Below are 22,796 nucleotides of genomic sequence, written 5' to 3' on the forward strand. Positions count from 1 at the left end.
TGGTGCGCTGGGGAGGATTCGAACCCCCGGCCCCTTGATTCGTAGTCAAGTACTCTATCCAACTGAGCTACCAGCGCACGGGCTTGGCATCTAAAGCCGGATGAACGGCTTTGCAAGAGACAATCTTATTCTGCCGCCTGATCTTCGGTTACAATCGATTTTGGCAGCTCGATGATGAAAACCGTCCCGTCTTCTCCGGTCCTGTCCAGTCTCAAAGTACCACCATGACCGCGCACCAATTCGGCCGCAATTGCAAGACCAAGACCAGCCCCTCCTTTGCGCGCGCCACCCTGAAAAGGGGTGAACAGATGTTCGCGCGCTTTCGCCGGCAGGCCCGGACCGTTGTCACGCACCTCGATGGTCCAAAGTTGACTAGATTCTCCTGCACTCACCGTAATCACGCCGCCGCGCTTTGCCGTTTCCATCGCCTGACGGGCGTTGCGAATAAGGTTCGACAGGACACGATAAAGCTGTTCGGGGTCGGCCCGCACGATCAAACCCGAAGCGACATGTTCCTCGAAGCGAATATCGTCCGACGCCGCAAGTCGCTCGCCTTCCACCGCGTCATTGACGATTGGCGCTAATGCGATGCGATTCAATGCCGGGGGCGGTTCCTCGGCTTTTCCGAACGCAAGCGTGCTTTCGCACAAGTTCACCGCACGCCCGATCGACCCCATAAGCTTTGGCACCATGCGCGTCACCACCGGGTCTTCGCTCGACTCGATGCGGTCTGCAAAAAGCTGTGCGGTCGTCAGTATATTGCGTAGATCGTGACTAACTTTTGCCACTGCGCTACCCAGCGATGCAAGCCGCTCGCGCTGTCGCAGCAAGCTCGTCAGCTCAGTTTGCATGGATTTCAACGCATGTTCCGCGTCGCTTAGTTCGCGCACCGACGCGCTTGGCTGAATTATGCGTCGTGCGTCTTCGGGCGCAAAGGCGTAACTTTTCATGGCCTTCACCACGCCTTCGATCGGCTTCACCAGCAATTGCCTGACTGCAAAGAATAAAAGCGTCGCCGTGAAAATGGAAATCACGGCTGATAACAACAAAATCCGCAATCCATAGTCCAGCATCGCGGCGCGCAACGGCTCGGTCGGCATGGTGATCTCGATAAGTTGGCCTGCATCCCGCGTTGGATTACCTATTACCCTTACGACTTCGTATGTCGGGTTCCACAGCCGCTTCATCGCATCGATGATAAGCGTTCCCGCAGGCGCATCGCGCAGATCATAGGTCGCCGCAATCGGTGATGGCATATCAGACGCAAGCACCAGTTGCCGCACTTCATCTCTCCGCAGCACAACATTAAAAACACCTGCGTTCTCAAGAAGTTCCACTTCCAATTCCGCGTCGATCATATCATTGGCCAAAAGCGCAAGGGACGCTATTTGTGCACGCTCCAGGCGATTCATCATGTAATCTTCACGAAAACGCGCAATGGACGGCACGAAGATAAATATCTCCGCCAGCATCACGAACAAGATCGTGAGGGCTAGGAACCGTCCAGAAAGCGTATTCAGGAACATGCGACCTCAAAGCTGTGGGTGTTAGGGTAGATACTTCTGAACGAAACCAACGACCCGTTTAACTGTAGGATTATCAAAAAGTTTGGGAGAGAAATAGGCCCCTGCTGCACGCTTGTTGATTTCTCCAAATGTTGGATAGGGCGCTACCATTGCGGCGACAGCACTCATCTTCAATCGGTTTGCAATTGCAAGCGCCCAGACACCGATCAACTCACCGGCATGCGCGCCAACAATCGTGGCACCGACGGGTTTGCCCTTCACCACCATGACTTTGATGAAACCGGTTTTCTTACCCTCTGCAATGGCGCGGTCGTTTTCGTCGTAGTCAAAACGGGCTACTGTTAGGGCATGATTTCCGTGCGTCTTTCGGGCATCGGCTTCTGTCAGTCCGACCTGCGCCAATTCGGGATCAGTAAAAGTCACCCAAGGGATATGATCCGTACGCTGCTTCGACGGCAACCCAAACAACATCGAGCGGATTACGACACCGGCGTGATAGCCCGCAACATGGGTGAACTGAAGTCCCCCAGCCGCGTCGCCCACGGCATAGACCTTCTTGTTCGTCACAGACCTAAGGTCCGCTCCCACCTTGATCGCCCGGTCATGCGCGACATTTGCCTTATCAAGATCCAAATTGTCGACGTTCACTTTGCGCCCAACCGCCAAAAGAAGGTGAGAACCAGTGAACGTGCCTTTCGGTGTTTTCACAGAAATGACGCCGCCAGCTTTGGAGATTTCCTCGGCCTGGGCCTCTTCAACAATTTCAACACCTTCCGCCCGCAAACTCTCAAGGACGATCGTCGCCGCTTCTGGGTCGTCTTTGCCCATTGCCTTTGCGCCTTCGATCACCGTCACTTTGGAACCCAGCCGGACATGCGCTTGCGCCATCTCCATACCGATGGGCCCACCGCCAATAATTATCAGGTGGTCGGGCTTTTCGCGCAGATCAAAGATGTTCTCGTTCGTGTAATACGCAACGTCCTTCATACCCGGGATGGACGGCACAAACGGCCTTGACCCAGTGGCGATCACGATCCGCCGCGCCGTTATGATAGTCTCGCCTGCCTGCACTTCGGTCGGGCTTATGAAACGGCCAAATTCGCGGATCACGTGCACGCCAAACCCTTCGAACCGCTCCTGACTATCGACGGGTTCGATTGTCTCGATCACTCTGCGGACATGGTCCTTGGCGGCGGCGTAATTCACGTCCGGCATTACCGGCGTCACACCGTATTTTTCACCAGACCGCATGGCATGGGCCTGCTTTCCGGCCGCGAGCAATGCTTTGGACGGCACACACCCATAGTTCAGGCAATCTCCACCCATTTTGTGGCCTTCAAGCATGACGACCCTTGCGCCCATCTGCGACGCACCAGCAGCGATGCTAAGACCGCCCGAACCTGCTCCGATGATCAGCACATCTGTCTTGATACGTTCCATGGCTCAAATGCCTTTCTTGCCGCGCATGGCCTTCAGAATGATGGGAAGTGTGGCAAGCGCACAAAGGCCAAGGATCGGCAGAAGAATGTGCGGTTCGAAGATGATGCCAAGGTTAGGCGTTTCACCGCGCGCGAATACCTCCCCCAACCCTGAACCGACTGATGTGTAGACGAGCGCACCGGGAATGATGCCAAGAAATGTCGTGATGACGAAACGGAGCAGCGACACACCGACCAACGCAGGCACAAGATTGGCTACAAAGAACGGAACAGCAGGCACAAGGCGGATAAGGAAAAGCGCCTCCCACTGATTGTCGTCTATGGCGATCTTGATCTTTTTCACCGCGCCTCCTGAAGAGTCCATTTTTGCGGCAAGCTTTTCCCCAAGGCCCCAGCGAGCCGCCAGAAAAATGATCATCGCACCTACAGTCGCGCCCGTAATATTGAACAACGCACCGGGGAACGTGGCGAACAGGAAGCCGCCTGTTAGGGTCGCAATGGTTGCTCCGGGCAGCGAAAACGCCACGATCACGATGTACGCGAAAACGAATGCCAACACCGTGAGCACATAGTTCGCATCCCGAAAGGCGATAAGTTCGTCACGGTTTTGCGCAAGTGCATCAAAGCTAAGGTAGTCACGCAAGGTGAACGCGCCGATGGCAGCAACCAAAAGGATCCCAAGCAGTGGCAATCTACGGGCAAAATCGCTTTTTTCGCGGAGGGGAGCGGTCATATCGGACATTCCAAAGGCTTTCGTTGGTGTTTGTTGTTGTGGCAGAAGATGTGGAGAGCCGGGGGAGATTGTCAGGTCGATCACGCCCGCTTGAAGTCGGGTGAGGCTTTGCCCTACTTTCCCGACCAAAGACCGCGGGAATGAAACATTTGCCGCATCAAATCGGCCCGATTGTTGCAATTCGGGGCCGCAGCGGCGTTGACTTGCCTGCACGATCCACTTAGAGACCGGGCTTCGAAGCACATCAGGGAGCGAATCCGTTCGGGATTTGCCCCATAAGACCCGGAGAATAGCGATGAAGCGCACATTTCAACCGTCAAACTTGGTCCGTAAGCGGCGCCACGGTTTCCGCGCGCGGATGGCAACAAAAGCGGGCCGTAAGATTCTGAACGCTCGCCGCGCCCGCGGGCGGAAATCGCTAAGCGCGTAATTCGTTGCGACATGACCTCGATACAACCGCCGCGGGCAACCGCTGGCGGTTTCGTCGTCTCGCAGAGTAACCCGACAATGTCCCTGCCCGGCCTGACTATCCTGACAAAACGCGCTGACTTTGTTGCAGCGTCGCGAGCGCGGCGCGTATCGCGTCCCGCCTTTACGGTTCAGATGCGCAAGTCGGAGAGGACCGAGGGGATCCGTGTCGGGTTCACCTGTTCGAAAAAAGTCGGCAATGCCGTCGCGCGCAACCGGGCCAAGCGGCGCCTGCGTGAAGCAGCCCGGCTCGTTTTGGCAAAGCAAGGCAAATCCGGGTGCGACTATGTCCTGATCGGCAGACGCGATACGACCGCATCGCGCCCGTTCGACCAACTTTGCCATGACCTTGAAACGGCTTTAAAAGACCTGCACGCCACATGAGCCCGTTTGCGCATATCGTTGCCCTCCCAGTGCGTGCGTATCGGTTGGTCTTTAGTCCATGGGTCGGCTTCAATTGCCGATATCACCCGACCTGTTCCGCCTATGCGCTTGAGGCGCTCGATAAGCACGGTGCGCTGAAAGGGATGTGGCTGGCTACAAAGCGTATTGGGCGGTGTCACCCGTGGGGCGGGACCGGGATCGACAACGTTCCCCCTTAAGACAGCTACCTGCGCACCCAGGCGTAATTTGCGGGATAGAATTTCTGCTCGGACCACAACGAATGTAGCATCATCGCTTGGTCTGAAAAACTGTCCTCCATTGTATCGCAGCACCAAATACGATCCATGCGGAAATTCCGGAAACCACTTCGAAATTAACACGCGGCGGCGATCATGACGCACTCGCGGTGATAAATGACCGCCACCGGCCGACCGATGCGCGTGGTCTCGATTTCATCCGCGTTCCGGCAGGCCAGAGGCAATTTGCGTGCTTTACGGATCGCGGCTCTCGAGGAAGCGACCCAGACGCAGCCTTTCGTCGGATCATCAATCAGGCACCCCATGGCGCAACATGAAGGCGAGTTTCTTCGTCTTGAAATCCGTCGATCTTCTGATTGATCCGCAACGCCGCTCTTTTCAGAAAACTGTCCCCAGTTCGACCAACCATCCTCAGCCCGACACGAAGCGCCTCACCTGCCTCATGGTCGAAGTTAAGCGGTGCAGATCGTAGCCGCGACGCATGATGTAGCCGACCCCTGCCTCCCCTTCGTTGGGAACACACATCGCCTGAAGTGCCGCTATATCCCAATAAACTGGCGTTTGGACTCTTCAAATGGTTCGCTCAGCGCTTCGGCCGACAGCGGCCGTGGTGCCGCGCGCAACAGCTGAATGACTTCGAACATCCGGGAAATACTTTGCATTGGCTTCCTGCTCCCTAGGCCTGTTTGTGACATTTTGCCAGACCATGCTGACAGCTGTTTGTCAGCAGCAGTTTGGTTGGGTCTTCCGAGAGGCGGAGGGGCCCGATCACATACTATGATCACGCTGTGAGGATGGCGCACCGCCTTGGCCCTTGGGCGAAAAAAGTCTACTCGCAGACGGAACGCAAACACCTCGCTATGCCTGCGTGTTACTCGCCGAGGATGGTTCTGACGTAGTCTTGCGTTTCTCTGAATGGCGGCACATCACCGTATTTCTCAACCGCCCCCGGACCGGCGTTATAGGCCGCCAAGGCAAGTCGCCATGTCCGGAAGCGCGCATATTGCTGCGCAAGATATCGCGCGCCACCTTCAAGGTTTTCGCTTGGGTCGTCCGGATTGACCCTGAGAGCGCGCGCGGTGTCAGGCATAAGTTGGGCAAGACCGCGCGCACCTTTCGGAGACACAGCCTTGATGTTCCACCGCGATTCCTGATCCACCAATCGCAAGAACAGATTCTCCGGCACATTGTATCGGCGCGCCGCACCGCGCGCTTCTTTCAAAAGCGTGCCACGATATGCCCCGGAATAGGCCGGAACACCTGTGGATTCATCCGGTCGTAGCCTCCTAGAATGCGCGTATTGCTGCGCCGCGCGCCCATCAAGCACACGCAACTGGCGTTCAAACCCTGTCAGTTTGTCAGATGTGTCTGCCGCCGAGCCAGCACCCGCCAAAACGAGGCTAAACACAGCCGCACACCCCCCAAGAGCACGCAAAATCACTCACTCCATAAAAACACTCACCAACTCTAATTGTTTTTTCTTTAAAATTCCAGTCTGCTAACACTTCACGCCCTGTTAACCCTGAGAACCCATGTGTAATCTCGCGCCAACTTTTGAAGAGATTCGTCGGGAGGCAAAAATGGCAGGGTCGGTCAACAAAGTGATTATCGTGGGCAATCTGGGTCGCGACCCAGAAGTGCGCACCTTTCAGAACGGCGGAAAAGTCTGCAACTTGCGGATTGCCACATCAGACCGCTGGAAAGACAAAAGCTCGGGAGAGCAGCGCGAGCGCACGGAATGGCACTCGGTCGCGATTTTCTCCGAACCACTTGCCCGGACGGCCGAGCAATACTTGAAAAAGGGCTCCAAGGTTTACCTTGAGGGCCAGCTTGAGACCCGCAAATGGCAAGATCAGTCCGGTCAGGATCGCTATTCGACCGAGGTTGTTTTGCGTCCCTATAATTCGACAATGGTCATGCTGGACGGCCGCAGCGGTGGTGATGGTGGCGGTGGCTATGGCGATGACCGCGGCAGCGGCTACGACAGTGGATCAAGCTACAGTAGTGGCGGAGGTGGCGGTGGCAACCAGCCTGCTCCTGCCGGCGGTGATCTCGATGACGAGATCCCGTTCTGAACCAGCGATGAGTATTCCGGTTCGGCGTCTCAATGACGCCGATACCGAAGATGCCCTTTCGCTTTATGCTGAGCTAACGGCCGGTCCGACTGTTTTTGTCCCTGAAGATTTTGGGACCATCCTTGGACAGGGCAGTGCAGAAGTGTTTGGGGCGCAAATGGCCGATCGGATTGTGGCGACGTTCACCCTCCATGTGCTGGCGAACGTCACCTGGGGCGGTAGCCCCTATGCGCTTTCAGAAAACGTCGTCAATGCTGAAGCCCACCTTAGAAAAGGCACCGGCAAACAGGTGTTGGTAGCAGCGGTGGAGGCCGCTTAGGCCAATGGCTGCTTCAAGATTATGCTGTTGACGGGCCAAGGCCGAGGCGCGAAGGGCCTTTATGCCTCAGTCGGATTCGGTGACAACGCCAAATTCGGCATGATCCTGCGACGCCCTTAACGTCCTTTTAAGGCGTCTTGCAAAACGCTTTGAACGACACCGCGAGGAATATCACTTGTCACGAAGGCCTGCCCGATCCCACGCACCATGATATAGCGCAGCGCGCCATCTATCACTTTCTTGTCCTGCCCCATGAGATCAAGCAACCCATCAGCATCCGGCAAATCGCCCTGAATATCGCGGATATCTGTTTTCATTCCCATTTTCTTTAGGTGGTCGCGCACACGGCTTGGATCTTCTTGCGAACACAGCCCGGCTTGCGCCGAGACCTCAAATGCAAGCGCACAGCCTATTGCGACCCCTTCCCCATGCAAGAGCCGGTCGGAATATCCCGTCGCCGCTTCAAGCGCATGACAAAAAGTATGTCCCAAGTTCAAAAGTGCGCGATCCCCTTGTTCGGTCTCGTCACGCTCGACAATATCCGCCTTCATCTGCACCGAAACGCGAACGGCCTCAGCCCGCAAACCTGCGTCCCCCATGGCCATAGACAGCGCGTTTTTCTCGAGCCACTCAAAGAAGTTTGCGTTGCCCAGAAGCCCGTATTTCACCACCTCGCCGTACCCGGCAAGGAAATCGCGTGTCGACAAAGAATCCAGCAAGTCCACATCGGCCAAAACAAGCGAGGGTTGATGAAACGCACCCACAAGGTTCTTCCCATGTGACGTGTTAATCCCGGTTTTCCCGCCAACCGAACTGTCAACCTGAGCCAGAAGTGACGTCGGCACCTGCACAAACCGCAATCCGCGACGTGTCACAGCCGAGGCAAAGCCCACCAAATCGCCGATCACGCCACCGCCAAGCGCGATGACAACATCGCGCCGCTCAAATCGCTCGCTCAACAGCCACTCAACAGCGCAAGTCAGTCCGTCCCAGTTTTTGGTCCCCTCGCCCGGTGGCAGCGAGAGAGAGGACATCGTTATCCCTTCCGCCGCAAGCCCTGCATGAAGTCCCGCAAGATGCAGCCCGGCAACCCTATCTTCTGTGATAACTGCAACGTGCTTTCGCTGTAAAAGCGGTGCAATCTCAGCCCCTGCTCGGCACAACAAATCCGTTCCAATCCGCACATCATAAGAACGGTCACCAAGCGGGACATGGACAGTTTGGATGGTCATAGAACCTCCTCAAGGATATCCGAGCGGGTCAACAGGACCTCGATTACTTTGTCCGTCATTTTCTCAATCGAGTAGCCTTCCTGCGCATCAACGACCAATTCTGCCTTCGAATACTCCGGCACGCGCGCGGCATATAGGGTTTCCAATGTGGCGCGCGGGTTGTCAGTCAGCAAAAGCGGACGCGTCGTTTTATGGCTGACGCGGCTCCACAAAAGATCAATATCAGCCCGCAGCCAAACAGCGATCCCATAATGAGAAATAGCCTCTCTGTTGGTCGATTGCAAAAACGCACCACCGCCCGTCGAAAGAACCCCGACCTGGGTCTCCAGAAGTCGCATGATCACCTGAGCCTCTTTTTCGCGAAAAAATGGCTCGTCGTAAGCCTCGAAAATCTCGGCGATCGCCATATTGGAGGCGGCTTCTATCTCGGCATCACTGTCCAGAAAAGGGACCGCCAATCGACGCGACAAAGCCGTGCCAATGGCAGACTTCCCCGACCCCATCATCCCCACAAGGGCGACAGTTTTTTTGAGCTGGAATGGCAAAACGGCAGCGTCCCGCTTATCTTTTGACTTCATTGGTGTGAATGGCGTGATCTTGCCGAAAAGACCAGTTATAAATGGCCATGAGAACCGTGTGCACGCGGCAGGGGGCCCGCCAAGGGTCAGAGGCAAAAGGGTAATTTGGATGCTCCGTTTATTGAAGCTCCTGTTCGTCCTGGTGGTGTTGATCGCCGTGACAGTCGTAGGATATGCCTATCTGGGCGATTTACGCCCGGGACAACAGGATGTGAGCGAACCAGTTGAACTGGACACGAACTAAATTTGCGGCACTTGTTTTGGTGCTGGCGACCGAACCACTCTCCGCGCAAGCGGCGCAAAGTGGCGCGGGCGAACCGCTATCGGCCATCGACTGGCTGTCTGATTCGGTGTCTTTTCCCCCGGCCGTTAAAGTCGTTCCGCCGATTGCACCGCCCGCATCTCCGGTGCCGACGGTGACCGTGTCGACGCTTGGCGCACCCGTGGCGGATGATGCAGGCCTTTTCCCTGCCGAAGACATCGGCCTTTCGGAGACTCTTTGGGGCTTAAGCTCGGCAAGTGACCTGGCCCGCGCTCTTCTCGCGGTCCCCGAGATCACGACCCCGACACTGCGAGCCTATTTCGCGTCGCTCATTCAAGCGGATTTCAACCCGCCAGTCGACGCTGCCGTCGACAACAGCCTTTTCCTGGCCCGACTTGATACGCTTCTCGCACTCGCAAAACTCGATGAGGCCGAGGCCCTGATCGAGGCCGCCGGCCCACCGGAGCCTCAACGATTTCGAAGATCGTTCGATATCGCATTGCTAAAGGGAACCGAGGCCGGCGCCTGCCAGATCATCTCGACGAACCAGGATATTTCGCCGACATTCCCGACCCGTATTTTTTGCCTTGCCAGAAACGGTGAATGGGACGTAGCCGCATTGACCCTTGGCACAGCAGAAGCGCTAGGCATCTTGTCCAACACTGAAGACCAGCTTCTTCTCCATTTTCTCGATCCTGATCTGTTCGAGGGCGAAAAGCTGCTGCCGCGACCCGCCTCGATCTCACCTCTGCTGTTTCGCTTGTATGAAGCTATCGGCGAGCGGCCTCAGACAGACGCTCTTCCGATGGCTTTCGGCGTCGCCGATCTGTCCGAAACCGTAGGCTGGCGCATCCGATTGCGCGCCGCCGAAAGGCTGACCGCAGCGGGCGCGCTTTCGGCTGAAGGGCTTCTCGGCGTCATGTCAGACCGACGGCCTTCCGCCTCTGGTGGTATCTGGAGCAGGGTCGCCGCCATTCAGGCTGTCCGCGCGGCCTTAGTCGACGGGAATGCGGCAGAGATTAGTCGAACGCTGCCGCCCGCCTGGGATGCGGCAGTTTCTGTCGGCTACCACGCCGCTTTGGCCCCATGGATCGCCGCGCACATTCAGACAGTCACGCTACAGCGGCGCGCCCACCATACGGCGTTTGAGATCGCCTTGTTCAGCAACAATATTGATATGGCCCGCCAATACGCCGGATCGTCCGCAGACGACCAAACGCTTCTCGCCATATTAACGAATTCGCCCTTTGAAATCAGGAATGCAGCACCGCTTGCGATCGCTGTTCGCCGAAGTCTGTCGGGCCTTGCGCCAAGCGAGAGCTACCGCATGCTGGTCCGCGAAAATCGGCGCGGCGAAGCGCTTTTGAAAGCCATCGCTGTTCTTGCTGAAGGGATGGACGCTGACCCGAATGCCATCGCCGACGCGCTTTCCCTTCTGATGTCATTTGATCTGGATATCCTTGCACGACGCATTTCGGCCGAATTACTCTTGGAAGATAGCCAGATATGAGCGATGCGCGCCTCATCTCGACTTTCTTGGAAGCGCAAGCAGCCGAACTTGATGCAGCCGTGAACACGCAGCTCGCCTATGCGCGCGATCTGAATGACTTCAGCGGCTGGTGCACAGTCCACAAAATGGATCTGATGGAGGCCACGCAAACCGATATTGAAAGCTATCTCGTTGATCTTGAAGCCTCTGGCCTTGCGCAATCCACACGCGCGCGCCGTCTTTCTGCGATCCGTCAGTTGTATCGGTTTTCCTTTGAGGAAGGCTGGCGCGCAGACAACCCGGCTTTGCGTATTTCTGGGCCAAAGCGTCGCAAACTTTTGCCGAAAACCCTGACAGAAGCCGAGGTCGACGCTTTGCTTTCAGCCTCGCGCGACAGCGGCCGCGCCGGCGATCGCTTGCGCAACACCTGCCTGATGGAACTCCTTTACGCGACCGGCATGCGCGTCAGTGAATTGGTCTCGCTTCCCGTGTCGGCCGCGCGCGGAAATCCGCAGATGCTTCTGGTGCGTGGGAAAGGCGGAAAAGAGCGCATGGTCCCATTGTCGCCACCGGCACAAGGCGCTCTCGTCAAGTGGCTCAAAAGATGGGATGAGACCGAGGAAACCGCGCGCATAGCAAAGGCGGCCACACCCTCGAAGTTCCTCTTCCCGTCGCGCAGCAAAGCGGGCCATCTGACCCGGCACCGGTTCTACCTGATGATCAAAGAATTTGCGGTCGCAGCGGGAGTGTCTCCTGCAAACGTCACGCCGCACACGCTTCGACATGCCTTCGCGACTCACCTTTTGGCGCATGGAGCCGACCTGAGAGTCATCCAGACGTTGCTGGGCCACGCCGATGTCGGAACCACCGAGATTTATACGCATGTTCTTGAGGAGCGACTGCGTGATCTGGTGCTTGAACACCATCCAATGGCGCAAGACTAGCCCGCCCTAGCGTCGCAATTCGTCTGGCAGGATGTCCTCGCTTGGCCAAAGCCCTATTTGCAAAGCGACGTCATAGCCCTGCACCAGCCCCGCCCCCTGCATCGCGTTTATGGCGGCATGCACATCGTAAGAAAGCCGCTCAAACGTCACGTCCCCCCGATCCAGAACAGCAAACCGTGTCTCAGGTCGGCCATCATGCGGTGGCATTCCGACCGCACCCGCATTGATCCAACTGTAGTCTCCAAGCCGTCTTTGAAAAGCGATACCCGAGTGCCCCGCAACGATGCCGTCAATCTGCCCGGTTAGGGCCTCCAGGGCATTAATCTCGTCCTCGAAGTCCTCTGCGGCAGTTGAGGGCCAAAGAAAACGGTTGTTTGCAGTCGCACCACCATGAAGAACCGCGTAGCGCCGTTCGCCTTGTTGAAAAATCCCGATATCAGGCAGGGCCGCCATCCATGCCCTGTCGTTTGGGCCTATCTGGGCCGCCGCATGGGGGTACCAGCCGCGCGAAAGCATCTCACATGTGCTGCCTGGACCGAAACCGCATCCACAATCGCTTGCCGCATCAGCAATCTGACGCTCGCAATTCCCGGCAACCAAAGGCCAGCCGCTCTGGCGCACCAAGGCAACCGAAGCCGATGCATCTGCACAATACGCAACCACATCACCGGTACAGATCGCCGGGCGATCACCGATGGCCTTGATCAATGCTTCCAAGGCCTGAAAATTAGAATAAACGCCCCCAAAAAGGACCAAAGGACCATCAAACCGGCCAAAATCTTGAACCTTCATTGCCACATATCCTATGAATGTTCCCTTGAACGACTGGACCTCAGCCCCCATAACACATCAAACTTATCCTTTGTCATGACCTATGGACCCCTCTTCACAAATGCTTGATGCCGCCTTCTGGATCACCGTCGGTTCGATCCTGGCTCTTTTGATCCTTTCGGGATTTTTCTCGGGATCGGAAACCGCCCTTACAGCCGCGTCCCGTGGCAAGTTGAAATCGAAGGCCGAGAAAGGCTCAAAAGGGGCCGAACGCGCGCTGCACATCACCGAAGACAGCGAACGACTGATCGGCGCGGTTCTTCTGGGAAATAACCTGGTCAACATCTTGGCCGCATCGCTGGCCACAGCGCTTTTTACCCGGCTTTTCGGCGAAAGCGGCGTGGTCTTTGCAACGCTTGTCATGACAGCCCTTGTTTTGATCTTCGCCGAGGTTCTGCCGAAAACCTACGCCATTTCAGACCCCGAACGCGCGGCATCGGCCGTTGCCGCACCCATTCAGGTGCTTGTCACAATTTTTGCACCAGTGGTTAACTTTGTGCGGCTTATCGTGCGCGGCGTCTTGCTTTTGTTTGGCGTGCGGATTGATCCCGACAGTCGCATCATGTCGATGCGCGAAGAAATCGCCGGAGCTTTGCAGCTTGGCCATTCCGAAGGGGTCGTCGAAAAAGAAGACCGCGACCGCATTCTAGGGGCTTTGGATCTCGCGGACCGCACAGTCGAAGAAATCATGCTGCATCGCAGTCAGATCGAAATGATCGACGCCGATTTGCCGCCCGCTCAGGTTCTTGAGCTATGTCTTGCCTCGGCTCACACCCGCCTGCCCGTTTTCCGCGGCCAAAAAGAAAATATCGTTGGCGTCATCCACTCAAAGGATCTCCTGCGCGCGATGTTTGTCCGTCGCGCTGAACAGTCCGATGTAGAAGGCCCCTTTGAGGGCTTTGACATCCTCGACGTTGCTATGAAGCCCTACTTCGTACCTGAAACGACAACACTTGATGAGCAAATGCGGCAGTTCCTGCGGCGGTCGACACACTTTGCTTTGGTTGTTGACGAATACGGGGCGTTGGAAGGCCTGATCACTCTGGAAGACATCCTGGAGGAGATCGTCGGCGAGATTACCGATGAATTCGACATCGGCGAGGACTCGCCACTGCGCCGCACAGATGCCGGAGACGTCATCGTCGACGGCGCAATGACCATCCGCGACCTGAACCGCGCAACAGACTGGAGCCTGCCCGACGAGGAAGCCAATACTATCGCGGGCCTTGTGATCCACGAGGCGCAATCCATCCCGTCCAAGGGGCAGACTTTTTCGTTTCATGGGTTCCGATTTGAAATCCTTGATCGACAGGACAACCGCATCACACGGCTAAAAATCCGCCAGCTGATCTGATCACGTGTCTTTTTCGAAGATGATGATCACATCACCGATGTCGACGCCAAAACGCTTCACATAAGCGCGGTTCAACAGACGATCATCGGACAAAAGCCACATCCAGTCGTCAAATGTCACTTTGATTGTTTCGACCGATCCGTCAGCCGATGGCACTGGCAAATCAATGGTATACCGCCAGTTGAACGTATCGCCCCGTTCGATGCCGGTGGCGACCCCCTCGACACCCGGAGCCGTTCCCTGCCAGCGGTCTTCGCCTGTCTTCTCAAGCGTCCAGACCCGCCGTTCGGTCGCGCCATCCTCATAGACAAAGTCTTCTACAAGTTTCAGCGTCTCTCCGTCATACGTGCCGGTGATCGTTACATCAAATCTGCGACGGACAGTTCCAAACACATCCTGAAACTGACCGCGCGCGACGCTTGTGCCGACAAAGAAGGTTTCCAGATCAAGTTTCCTGTCACTAAGAACGACGTCCCCGCCCCCAGGCTTGCCCGTACAAGCCGCCAGTGCGACGAAAGATAAAACAATGATGAGAGTGCGCATTCTAAACTCCTTCGTTCTTTTACGCAGCAGGTCGCGAACCGGATGCAGGCGCGCTTTCCCGAAGTCCCGAAAACCCCCACCCGGCATTCACAAGTAATATATTCTGGGGTGCTCTACAAACCTCTGCTTTGGCCGGCCCGGAGCATGTTGTGCGATCAGTTGACATAAAAGCGAACAGTTTCCGGTCGCGCAAAAAAACATTATTCTGGAGCGCATGATGATGGTCCGGGGGCGGTTTGGACTTACAAATCAGCCTATGGCAAGGCTCCACCAAGCGATAATGAACTCGCTGACCAGGTCACATCACCCCTCGAAACGGGCAGATAGTTGCGTGCTATCAACCAAAGGTCTCAACTCATACCGGCGAGATCACTGGTCTTGAGGCGCTAGCACGCAGAGACCACCCGACGCCTGGTCTTATCTCTCCTGCGTCACTTTTAGGGTTGATTGAGCAACTTGGACTGTCGCAACGCATTGCAGAAGTCGTACCGAGCCACGCGTTGAGGCCCCTCCGTACCTGGGTGCCATGCCGATTTTAACATCCCTTCGGTATCCGTCAATTCCTCAACCGATGAACTCCGCAACCCTCGCCTTCCCGGGTTTTGCAATGGGAACTTGATCGCTTTGGTCTCATGCCAGATGGTCTACCGATCGTGGTCTTGGAAAACGGTATCGCCAAGTCGCAAGAGGACATCATTTCCCGCAACCTTCGGGCGACGGCGGCAATGGGATGCCTGAGTGACCTCGACGATTTCGGGGCCAGTTACACAAGCATCCTGAATATTCGGAAATTCTCGGTGTCGCGCCTGAAAATCGACCGACAGCTCATTTCCCGCGTCGACGCGGATGCAGATCACCGCACTCTGGTCTCGGCCTTGCTTGCGATGTCCGAGCAATTAGGCATTGAACCCCTTGCAGCAGGTGTTGGAACTCCCGAGGAGCATACGCTCCTCGCCTAATTCGGTTGCGACCATATTCAGGGCTTCAATCTTGCCCGTCTCCTGCCGCGTGATTATAGTGTGGCATGGATGGGGGATTGTCGTCTGGGTCTGCCTTGACAGCCCCCTGTGCCACTTCCATCCGCCAAAACCGTGGGTTCATAGTTGCTCACGATGCGCCACAATCACAGCCTCAGCCCAATTGATCCTCACAAGAAGACAGCAACTGCACGCTTTCGTGACCGAAAACGCTTGACCTTTGGGCCGCCGGACGGTTGAACCACCTCCAATCCAAAACCCCAGGTGGCACTCAATGGACGACCAGAACAGGAACCTTCTGCTGGCTATGGTGTTGAGTACAGCCGTACTCTTCGCCTGGTTTATTCTATTTCCGCCCCCGGACGCGGTTGAACCGAATGCGGTTACGCAAAACGGTGTGGTTGTCCTTCCCGAAGCCGAGTCTGCAACGGGCGCACCGACGAGTGCCGACGGCGGAGCAGCGGCACCGGACGCGATACAAACCACAACGGCAAACGCGCCGCGCCTCGACATCGAAACCGAAAGCCTCACCGGGTCCATCTCATTGGCTGGTGGTCGTATCGACACGCTTTTCCTGAACGATTACGAAGAAGAACTCAGCGGGACGGATAAGGTCGAGTTGCTCGCGCCAATCGGTACCGAACAACCCTATTACACAGTGTTTGGGTGGGCGCCGGGAGGCAGCCTCAGCGGGGATGACGTTCCAGGCCCGGACACCATATGGTCTGCTGAAAGTGGCACAAAACTGACCGCAAACACCCCAATCGTTTTGCGCTGGGACAGCCCCGCCGGCCTTATCTTCCGCCGCACAATTTCGATTGATGAAAAGTTCATGTTCACGGTGGCGCAAGCCGTCGAAAACCCGACAGAGAACGCAATTCGAGTGGCACCATACGGGATTGTAGCCCGCCATGGCGAGCCCCAAGACCTTATGGGCTTCTTCATCCTGCACGAAGGCGCGATCCAGATGGTTGATGGCGTCCTAAGCGAGATCGACTACGACGACATCCTCGGCGAGACCTCCGAAGCCCAGATCACAGAAAGTGGCTATGTCGGGTTCACAGACCACTTTTGGATGACCGCGCTGATCCCAGAGGAAAATACGCCTCACACGTCCCGCATACAATACGTCGCCGGTTCGGACGTCTACCAGGCTTTGACCGTATATCCCACGATCGACGTCGCTGCGGGAACCTCGCGCGAAACGACGACGCGCGTCTTTGCTGGCGCAAAGGAATGGGACACCATCCGCAATTACGAGGCGGGTCGCAACGTCATTGGCCTCCGCGATTCCGTGTCGTACTTTTTCGGGTTTTCTGATCAAACCGGCATCGACGGTTTTGTCGAATCAATCGACTGGGGTTTGTTTCAATTCCTGACAAAGCCAATCTTCTTCATTCTCCATGAACTGAACTTGGTCATCGGAAACATGGGCCTATCTATTATTGCCCTGACCCTCCTCATAAAAGGGATTCTGTTCCCGCTGGCACGGAAGTCCTACATCTCCATGGCGAAGATGAAAGAGCTCCAGCCAGAGATGGAGAAAATCAAAGAGCGCACAGGCGATGACCGCCAAAAGCTTCAGACCGAGATGATGGGTCTCTACAAAAAGGAAAAGGTAAATCCGGCGTCCGGCTGTCTGCCCATTCTTCTCCAAATCCCGATCTTCTTCTCGCTGTACAAGGTGATCTTTGTAACGCTGGAACTGCGTCACGCGCCCTTCTTTGGTCCTTTCCAGGATCTGAGCGCACCGGATCCAACCTCTTTGCTCAACCTCTTTGGTTTGCTGCCCTTTAACGGCCCGGCCCCTGATAGCATCATGGCACTGGTCTTTATCGGCATCCTGCCACTGCTGTTGGGGATCTCGATGTGGCTGCAGCAAAAGCTGAACCCGGCGCCAACAGATCCAACACAGCAAATGATCTTTGCCTGGATGCCTTGGGTCTTCATGTTCATGCTGGGTGGTTTTGCCTCTGGTCTGGTTGTCTACTGGATCGCCAACAACACCATCACCTTTAGCCAGCAGTATCTGATCATGCGCAGCCACGGCTATAAGCCTGACGTTTTTGGCAACATCAAAGCCAGCGTCAAGCGTAAGCCAAAGGCCGGGAAAGAATGACAGCGACTGTCAAACAAATGTGGCGGCACCCGATCAAAGGCATCGGGGCCGAATCAGTGACACAGGTCCGTCTGGAGACAGGCGGACCTATGCCGTTGGACCGGGCCTGGGCTGTGCTGACCGGCACCGCCGAAGACACCGGCGCATGGCAACACTGCCGCAACTTTGCCCGCGGCTGTTTCGGTCCCGAACTCATGGCCGTTACCGCCCAAACACAGGGCGATAAAATCACTCTCCGCCACCCCAAACAGGGTGAGATCACCCTGGACCCGGCAACGGATGGTGCAAAACTGGTGGATTGGCTGCGACCGATCTACCCGGCCGAGCGGCCACAGCCACACAGTTTGATTGCAGCCCCGGCAGGCGGCATGGCTGATGCCAGTTTTTCGGCGCTCTCGATCCTGTCACTGGCCTCCTTGCGGGCACTTGGGGAAACTCTGGGACAGGAATTGGACCCGCGCCGGTTCCGTGGCAATCTGTGGATCGACGGCGCTGCCCCCTTTGAGGAATTTGACTGGGTTGGGCGCCAGTTGCAGATTGGTGAAGTGCGTCTGGAAGTGATCGACCGCATCACCCGCTGTCGCGCAACCGAAACCAACCCGGACACGGGCAGCCGCGACGCCAACACCCTAAAGGCCCTGCGCGACCACTGGGGCCATACTGATTTTGGCATTCGTGCCAAGGTGCTGTGCGATGGGAACATTGCCCTCACCGATACTCTGGAGCTTGTCTGATGCAGATCCCATTCGCCCTCGCTGAAGAGCCTGACCAGATCACCACAGAAAAGGGCCGCAAGCTGTTTGCCGGCGAATCCCTGTTTGTCAAAGGCGTGGTGGCCATGTCCGGCCTGCCCGATGCAGACCGCATGGAGGTCTGCTTTGCCGGCCGTTCCAACGTTGGCAAATCCAGTCTGATCAATGCCCTCACCGGCACCAAGGGCCTGGCACGTGCCTCCAACACGCCGGGCCGCACGCAAGAGATCAACTTTTTCACCCAGGGCCCCGAGCTCTACCTGGTGGACCTTCCCGGCTATGGCTATGCCAATGCGCCGCTGGCGGTGGTGGAGAAATGGCAAAAGCTGCTCAAACGCTACCTCAGTGGCCGTCAGACCCTGCGCCGCGCCTTTGTGCTGATCGACAGCCGTCACGGCGTCAAGGATGTGGACGAAGAGATCATGAGCCTGCTGGACAGCTCTGCTGTGACGTTTCAGTGCGTCATGACCAAGGCCGACAAGGTCAAGCTGAAGGATCGTGAACGGGTGATTGAACAGGTCCGCACGGCCCTGGCACGCCACCCTGCAGCCTATCCAGAGATCGTGCTGACCTCCTCGGAGAAAGGCGATGGCATCGCCACCCTGCGCTCCATCATCTGCGGTCTTGAATAGACTAGGTTGAACCTGGCCCTTTTTCATCCCGTCCCCCCGCAGAGCCCATATCCTCCTGCGGGGAGTTAAATTACTTCTTCTCGTAAGACGGGGGCCGTTTCTCTGTCGGGGCAGGTCCTAGTGACTAGGGCCTCGGGCTCCAAACGTAATACGGGATCAACTTGGATTGTCCACCGGCTTGGGCAACATCGGAAATTAGCATCCCTAGCTTAGACGACTGGCTCACCTGACGTTCATGGCGTTGCAGAATAAAATAGTCCTGTCGGCTCTTGAACTCCAGAACGATGGTGGTCCCATCTAAAGCCACTAGGTCAGCAGGCTTACCATCCTCCCCAAGGTAGGGCACGGTTTCATCAAAACCATTGGCGATCCCCCCTGCAAACAGTCGCAGATCACTTACCACCTTCTGAAACTTTTTCACGTCCTGTCCGGGAATGGCGCCGGCATCCACATCATATAGCCAGCCAACTTGATAGCCTAAAACCCCAGAGGGGTCCTTTTGAACAAAACGGCCCTTTCCATCCTCCATCAGGTTTAAGCGCACCAGGCTACCCGCCCCGACGCTCGGCAAGATCAGAAGTCTGACAACCAACAGCTCGTCATCCTTCAAATCGGCGTTCCAGAGGGCTTTCTCCCGCATGAAGTAGAGATTCCGCCCGAACCAGTTAGAATAGAAGTCTCGCCGAGGCTCCCGCTCGATCTCAGCCGGAAAAAGATTTTCCTTATAATTCTCTGGCAGTTGCGGCGTGCACGCCGCCAGAAACACGGCTGCAAGAGAACAGATCAATACTCTAAGCGACAATGTTCTATCCACTAAAAGATTTGACCTCAGACGTGTTGGGCGCCGTTCACTTCGATCTCCGCACCCGAGATATAAGAGCTTTCCTGCGAGCACAGGAAATAGATCGCCGCGGCGACCTCCTCTGGCTGGCCGAGGCGCTGCATCGGGAGTTTTTCGACAATCTTGTCGGTACCAGGGGACAGGATCGCGGTTTCCACCTCCCCCGGCGCGATGGCATTCACCCGCACCCCGAGGGGGCCAAAATCATGGGCCATCTCGCGGGTCAGCGCTGCCAGTGCCGCCTTGGACGTAGCATAAGCGGCCCCGGCAAAGGGATGCACCCGACTGCCGGCAATCGAGGTCACGTTGACCACTGATCCCTTGGCGGCGGCCAGTTCATCCTTCAGCCCGCGTGCCAGCACCACAGAGGAAAAGAAGTTGACGTGAAAGACCTTGCCCCAGGTCATCAGGTCGGTGTCCAGGGTGTTCAACCGCTCACCTTCGGGCCCTTTGGGAGAGATGCCCGCATTGTTGACCAACGCATCGAGCTGCCCGCCAAGCCGTTCTTGGATGACGCCCACCGCGTTGATGGTGTCAGAAGGGTCCGACAGGTCCAGTTGCACGTGATTCTCAGCACCGCCACCCCAGGGGCATTCCTCGGGGAAGGGTTGCCGTGAACAGGTGATCACCCGCCAGCCTTCGGCGCTGAAGCGTCGCACAGTTGCGTGGCCAATGCCCCGGCTGGCGCCGGTCAGAAGCAAAGTCTTTTGGCGCATGGCGTAAATTCCATCTTTCTGAGCTGTGAGGCGACCCTATCAGGCCAGCTCGGAGCTGCAATCTCTATGTCGCACTTGGCAGCAGTGCCAGAAGCAAGTAACACCAGATGCCAAGAGGACCCCGAGCCATGAAGAAACAAGATATGAACCGCGACTGGATTGCCACTGCTGAAACTCTGTCGAGCGCCCTGCCCTATTTGCAGCGCTATGACGGAGCCATTGTTGTCATCAAGCTGGGTGGCCATGCCATGGGCAGCGACGAAGCGATGGAAACCTTTGCCCGCGATATCGTGTTGATGCGTCAGGTCGGGGTCAACCCGGTGATCGTGCATGGCGGCGGGCCGATGATCAATGCCATGCTGGACAAACTGCAGATCCAGTCAGAGTTTGTTGACGGCAAGCGGGTCACCGATCAGGCCACCATGGAAGTGGTGGAGATGGTGCTCTCTGGGGTGGTCAACAAACGCATTGTGCAGGCGATCAATGCCCAGGGAGGCCGCGCCGTGGGCCTGTCGGGCAAGGATGCAAACCTGATCACCTGCGATCAGGCCAATGCCAAGCTTGGCTTTGTCGGTGCCCCGGTACAGATGGAGCCACAGGTTCTGCATGATCTGTTCGAAAAAGACATCATCCCGGTGATTGCCCCCATCGGGGCTGGCCGCGCGGGTGAAACCTTTAATATCAATGGTGACACCGCAGCTGGCGCTATCGCCACTGCGCTCAACGCCGACCGGCTGCTGCTGCTGACGGATGTTTCCGGCGTCAAGGATGCAACTGGCGAAGTTGTGACCGAGTTGAAAGCCGCAGATGTGGAACGTCTGACCGCCGAAGGTGTCATTGCTGGCGGCATGATCCCCAAAACAGAAACCGCTCTGGAGGCCGTTCGTTCCGGCGTGCGCGCCTGTACCATTGTTGATGGCCGGGTCAAAAACGCTGTGCTGCTGGAACTGTTTACCGATCACGGCGCAGGCTCGATGATCCGCGCCTGAACCTAGGGCCCCGCCTTCAGCCTCCAATAGAACGGCCCAAGCCAGCCTATCTGAACGGTAGTGCCGTTTTTGCGCATCCCCTGCTCAACATTCTGCTATCCTCCCCTGCAGACGCCTCGGGAGGTTAGCATGACATCGGCACCCACGCCTCAGCAGGCCAAGACCGGTCCACAGCAGGGCTACGCTGATATCGCCCAGGCCGCGCGTGCTGTGGGCCTGCAGATCTATGGCGCGCTTCACCCCTGCGAGCGCCCAGTCAAGGGGCTGTCCCATGGCACCCTGATTCTATTGGGCTGCGGCGCGGCGTACTGGCCGATCTTCACCCGCTCCCCCGAGTATCTGGAGGCCAGACCGGATCCTGTGGATCGCTGGTCAACACGCGTGATTGGCAGTCTGGCGGCGAATCTGGGCGCCACAGCCCATTTTCCCTTTGGGGGCCCACCCTATACGCCCTTTGTGGACTGGGCTCTGGCTTCGGGTCGGGCTTTCACATCCCCGTCACAAATGATGGTGCATGATGAGGTAGGCATGTTGATTTCCTTTCGGGGGGCGCTCCACTTCGATCAAAGCTTTGACATCCCCCCTCCTCCTTTGGCACACTCTCCCTGCGCGACCTGCACAACCCAGCCATGTTTAACGTCATGTCCGGCAGATGCCATGGCTGAAGGTGGTCCCTATGATCTGGCCGCCTGTCACCACCACTTAGAGACCCCGGCCGGAGTAGCCTGCATGACGCAGGGATGCCGCGCCCGGTGCGCATGTCCCCTCAGCCAGGGGGCTGGACGACCCATTGAACAAACCGCACATCACATGAGGTATTTTCACCCATCATGACCTGTACCCTGATCCTGACCCGTCACGCAAAATCCGCCTGGGACAGCAACGCCCCTAGCGATCATTCTCGCCCGCTGAACAGTCGGGGGCGGGATTCTGCCAGGGCGCTTGGGAATTGGCTGCGAGAAACAAACGAACTGCCGCTACAGGTCCTGTCGTCCTCCTCTCAGCGCACGCGAGAGACCTATCAGCTGACCGGCATTGAGGCGCCTGCGGTCTTTACCGAACGGCTCTATCACGCAAGCTCTGACATCATCTTTCAGGTGCTAAAAGAAGCATCACATTCACGCACGATGATCTTGGGCCATAATCCGGGGATAGCGGCCTTTGCCCATGCCATTGTAAACTACCCTGCGGATCATACCCGCTTTGACGACTATCCAACCGGCGCAACCCTGATCGCCAAGTTTGACATCGACACCTGGGCGGATCTGACCTGGAGTAGCGGCAGGGTGATTGAATTCATCGTCCCGCGTGAATTGCTGGTGACCTGAATTCGCTC

The 22,796-nt window shown here is 56.9% G+C and carries 25 protein-coding genes, 1 tRNA gene and 1 pseudogene; 15 read left to right on the top strand and 12 right to left on the bottom strand.

What is annotated here, in order from left to right:
• From QZ268_RS08505 to QZ268_RS08520, 4 genes are all read right to left on the bottom strand, one after another.
• Positions 1-77 (bottom strand) — tRNA-Arg (locus QZ268_RS08505).
• Positions 78-125: 48 nt separating this feature from the next.
• On the bottom strand, positions 126-1,526 hold the full coding sequence (locus QZ268_RS08510; RefSeq protein WP_295450957.1) for a HAMP domain-containing sensor histidine kinase: 1,401 nt from the start codon (positions 1,524-1,526) through the stop codon (positions 126-128).
• A 21-nt stretch (positions 1,527-1,547) separates the two neighbouring features.
• Positions 1,548-2,966, bottom strand: a complete 1,419-nt coding sequence (locus QZ268_RS08515; protein WP_295450959.1) for an FAD-dependent oxidoreductase — start codon at positions 2,964-2,966, stop codon at positions 1,548-1,550.
• A 3-nt stretch (positions 2,967-2,969) separates the two neighbouring features.
• Positions 2,970-3,707 (bottom strand): VTT domain-containing protein, encoded by a 738-nt coding sequence (locus QZ268_RS08520; RefSeq protein WP_295451164.1) that lies wholly within the window; start codon positions 3,705-3,707, stop codon positions 2,970-2,972.
• Positions 3,708-3,993: 286 nt separating this feature from the next.
• On the opposite strand from QZ268_RS08520, the gene rpmH reads away from it, so the two are divergent.
• The 3 genes from rpmH (at position 3,994) to yidD (ending at position 4,768) form a co-directional block, all read left to right on the top strand.
• Positions 3,994-4,128, top strand: a complete 135-nt coding sequence (gene rpmH / locus QZ268_RS08525) for a 50S ribosomal protein L34 (RefSeq protein WP_012177012.1) — start codon at positions 3,994-3,996, stop codon at positions 4,126-4,128.
• Positions 4,129-4,205: 77 nt separating this feature from the next.
• Positions 4,206-4,550 carry a ribonuclease P protein component gene (rnpA, locus tag QZ268_RS08530; RefSeq protein ID WP_295450983.1) on the top strand — a complete coding sequence of 115 codons (345 nt, stop codon included), beginning with the start codon at positions 4,206-4,208 and terminating at the stop codon, positions 4,548-4,550.
• Complete coding sequence (yidD, locus tag QZ268_RS08535; protein WP_295450985.1) at positions 4,547-4,768, top strand: membrane protein insertion efficiency factor YidD; 222 nt, start codon at positions 4,547-4,549, stop codon at positions 4,766-4,768. The genes rnpA and yidD overlap by 4 nt, the downstream gene beginning before the upstream one ends.
• 578 nt (positions 4,769-5,346) lie before the next feature.
• Here yidD and QZ268_RS20180 read toward each other — a convergent pair.
• Both QZ268_RS20180 and QZ268_RS08545 read right to left on the bottom strand, forming a co-directional pair.
• Entirely contained in the window at positions 5,347-5,469 is a 123-nt protein-coding gene (locus QZ268_RS20180; protein WP_365321769.1) for a hypothetical protein, read from the bottom strand.
• 209 nt (positions 5,470-5,678) lie between these two features.
• The gene (locus tag QZ268_RS08545) at positions 5,679-6,215 is read right to left on the bottom strand and encodes a lytic transglycosylase domain-containing protein (RefSeq protein ID WP_295450988.1); all 537 of its coding nucleotides are present in this window, start codon (positions 6,213-6,215) and stop codon (positions 5,679-5,681) included.
• Between the two features lie 172 nt (positions 6,216-6,387).
• Between QZ268_RS08545 and ssb the strand changes: the two genes are divergently transcribed.
• Both ssb and QZ268_RS08555 read left to right on the top strand, forming a co-directional pair.
• On the top strand, positions 6,388-6,882 hold the full coding sequence (gene ssb / locus QZ268_RS08550) for a single-stranded DNA-binding protein (RefSeq protein ID WP_295450990.1): 495 nt from the start codon (positions 6,388-6,390) through the stop codon (positions 6,880-6,882).
• A 7-nt stretch (positions 6,883-6,889) separates the two neighbouring features.
• Positions 6,890-7,201 carry a hypothetical protein gene (locus QZ268_RS08555; RefSeq protein ID WP_295450993.1) on the top strand — a complete coding sequence of 104 codons (312 nt, stop codon included), beginning with the start codon at positions 6,890-6,892 and terminating at the stop codon, positions 7,199-7,201.
• A 116-nt stretch (positions 7,202-7,317) separates the two neighbouring features.
• Here QZ268_RS08555 and aroB read toward each other — a convergent pair whose 3' ends face one another.
• A complete protein-coding gene (aroB, locus tag QZ268_RS08560) occupies positions 7,318-8,433 on the bottom strand; it encodes a 3-dehydroquinate synthase (protein WP_295450995.1) in 1,116 nt (371 codons plus the stop codon).
• On the bottom strand, positions 8,430-9,011 hold the full coding sequence (locus QZ268_RS08565; protein ID WP_295450997.1) for a shikimate kinase: 582 nt from the start codon (positions 9,009-9,011) through the stop codon (positions 8,430-8,432). Before QZ268_RS08565 ends, aroB begins: the two co-directional genes overlap by 4 nt.
• Positions 9,012-9,235: 224 nt before the next feature.
• Between QZ268_RS08565 and QZ268_RS08570 the strand changes: the two genes are divergently transcribed.
• The gene (locus tag QZ268_RS08570; protein ID WP_295450999.1) at positions 9,236-10,783 is read left to right on the top strand and encodes a hypothetical protein; all 1,548 of its coding nucleotides are present in this window, start codon (positions 9,236-9,238) and stop codon (positions 10,781-10,783) included.
• Positions 10,780-11,706 carry a site-specific tyrosine recombinase XerD gene (locus QZ268_RS08575; RefSeq protein ID WP_295451002.1) on the top strand — a complete coding sequence of 309 codons (927 nt, stop codon included), beginning with the start codon at positions 10,780-10,782 and terminating at the stop codon, positions 11,704-11,706. The genes QZ268_RS08570 and QZ268_RS08575 overlap by 4 nt, the downstream gene beginning before the upstream one ends.
• A gap of 6 nt (positions 11,707-11,712) precedes the next feature.
• On the opposite strand, the gene QZ268_RS08580 is transcribed toward QZ268_RS08575, so the two are convergent.
• Entirely contained in the window at positions 11,713-12,498 is a 786-nt protein-coding gene (locus QZ268_RS08580; protein WP_295451005.1) for a metallophosphoesterase family protein, read from the bottom strand.
• Between the two features lie 82 nt (positions 12,499-12,580).
• On the opposite strand from QZ268_RS08580, the gene QZ268_RS08585 reads away from it, so the two are divergent.
• Entirely contained in the window at positions 12,581-13,891 is a 1,311-nt protein-coding gene (locus QZ268_RS08585; protein ID WP_295451008.1) for an HlyC/CorC family transporter, read from the top strand.
• On the opposite strand, the gene QZ268_RS08590 is transcribed toward QZ268_RS08585, so the two are convergent.
• Positions 13,892-14,434: a DUF3833 family protein gene (locus QZ268_RS08590; protein ID WP_295451011.1), complete on the bottom strand. Its 543-nt coding sequence runs from the start codon at positions 14,432-14,434 to the stop codon at positions 13,892-13,894.
• Positions 14,435-14,757: 323 nt separating this feature from the next.
• Between QZ268_RS08590 and QZ268_RS08595 the strand changes: the two are divergent.
• The 4 genes and pseudogenes from QZ268_RS08595 to yihA all read left to right on the top strand — a co-directional run bounded on the left by QZ268_RS08595 (position 14,758) and on the right by yihA (position 18,914).
• Positions 14,758-15,393: pseudogene (locus tag QZ268_RS08595) on the top strand (EAL domain-containing protein).
• Between the two features lie 292 nt (positions 15,394-15,685).
• Complete coding sequence (yidC, locus tag QZ268_RS08600; protein WP_295451014.1) at positions 15,686-17,530, top strand: membrane protein insertase YidC; 1,845 nt, start codon at positions 15,686-15,688, stop codon at positions 17,528-17,530.
• Positions 17,527-18,264 carry an MOSC N-terminal beta barrel domain-containing protein gene (locus tag QZ268_RS08605; RefSeq protein ID WP_295451017.1) on the top strand — a complete coding sequence of 246 codons (738 nt, stop codon included), beginning with the start codon at positions 17,527-17,529 and terminating at the stop codon, positions 18,262-18,264. Before yidC ends, QZ268_RS08605 begins: the two co-directional genes overlap by 4 nt.
• Entirely contained in the window at positions 18,264-18,914 is a 651-nt protein-coding gene (yihA, locus tag QZ268_RS08610; RefSeq protein WP_295451021.1) for a ribosome biogenesis GTP-binding protein YihA/YsxC, read from the top strand. The genes QZ268_RS08605 and yihA overlap by 1 nt, the downstream gene beginning before the upstream one ends.
• A 124-nt stretch (positions 18,915-19,038) precedes the next feature.
• On the opposite strand, the gene QZ268_RS08615 is transcribed toward yihA, so the two are convergent.
• Together QZ268_RS08615 and QZ268_RS08620 are read right to left on the bottom strand one after the other, a co-directional pair.
• Positions 19,039-19,716: a hypothetical protein gene (locus QZ268_RS08615; RefSeq protein WP_295451024.1), complete on the bottom strand. Its 678-nt coding sequence runs from the start codon at positions 19,714-19,716 to the stop codon at positions 19,039-19,041.
• A gap of 26 nt (positions 19,717-19,742) precedes the next feature.
• Positions 19,743-20,471, bottom strand: a complete 729-nt coding sequence (locus tag QZ268_RS08620; RefSeq protein WP_295451027.1) for an SDR family oxidoreductase — start codon at positions 20,469-20,471, stop codon at positions 19,743-19,745.
• Between the two features lie 128 nt (positions 20,472-20,599).
• Here QZ268_RS08620 and argB point away from each other — a divergent pair, with 128 nt between their 5' ends.
• The 3 genes from argB (at position 20,600) to QZ268_RS08635 (ending at position 22,788) form a co-directional block, all read left to right on the top strand.
• Complete coding sequence (argB, locus tag QZ268_RS08625) at positions 20,600-21,460, top strand: acetylglutamate kinase (RefSeq protein WP_295451030.1); 861 nt, start codon at positions 20,600-20,602, stop codon at positions 21,458-21,460.
• Positions 21,461-21,589: 129 nt separating this feature from the next.
• On the top strand, positions 21,590-22,294 hold the full coding sequence (locus QZ268_RS08630) for a ferredoxin (protein WP_295451033.1): 705 nt from the start codon (positions 21,590-21,592) through the stop codon (positions 22,292-22,294).
• Complete coding sequence (locus QZ268_RS08635; protein WP_295451035.1) at positions 22,291-22,788, top strand: histidine phosphatase family protein; 498 nt, start codon at positions 22,291-22,293, stop codon at positions 22,786-22,788. Before QZ268_RS08630 ends, QZ268_RS08635 begins: the two co-directional genes overlap by 4 nt.
• The last annotated feature ends 8 nt before the right edge of the window (positions 22,789-22,796 follow it).

The organism is uncultured Pseudophaeobacter sp. (assembly GCA_905479575.1).
In the GTDB taxonomy this organism is placed as follows: domain Bacteria; phylum Pseudomonadota; class Alphaproteobacteria; order Rhodobacterales; family Rhodobacteraceae; genus Pseudophaeobacter.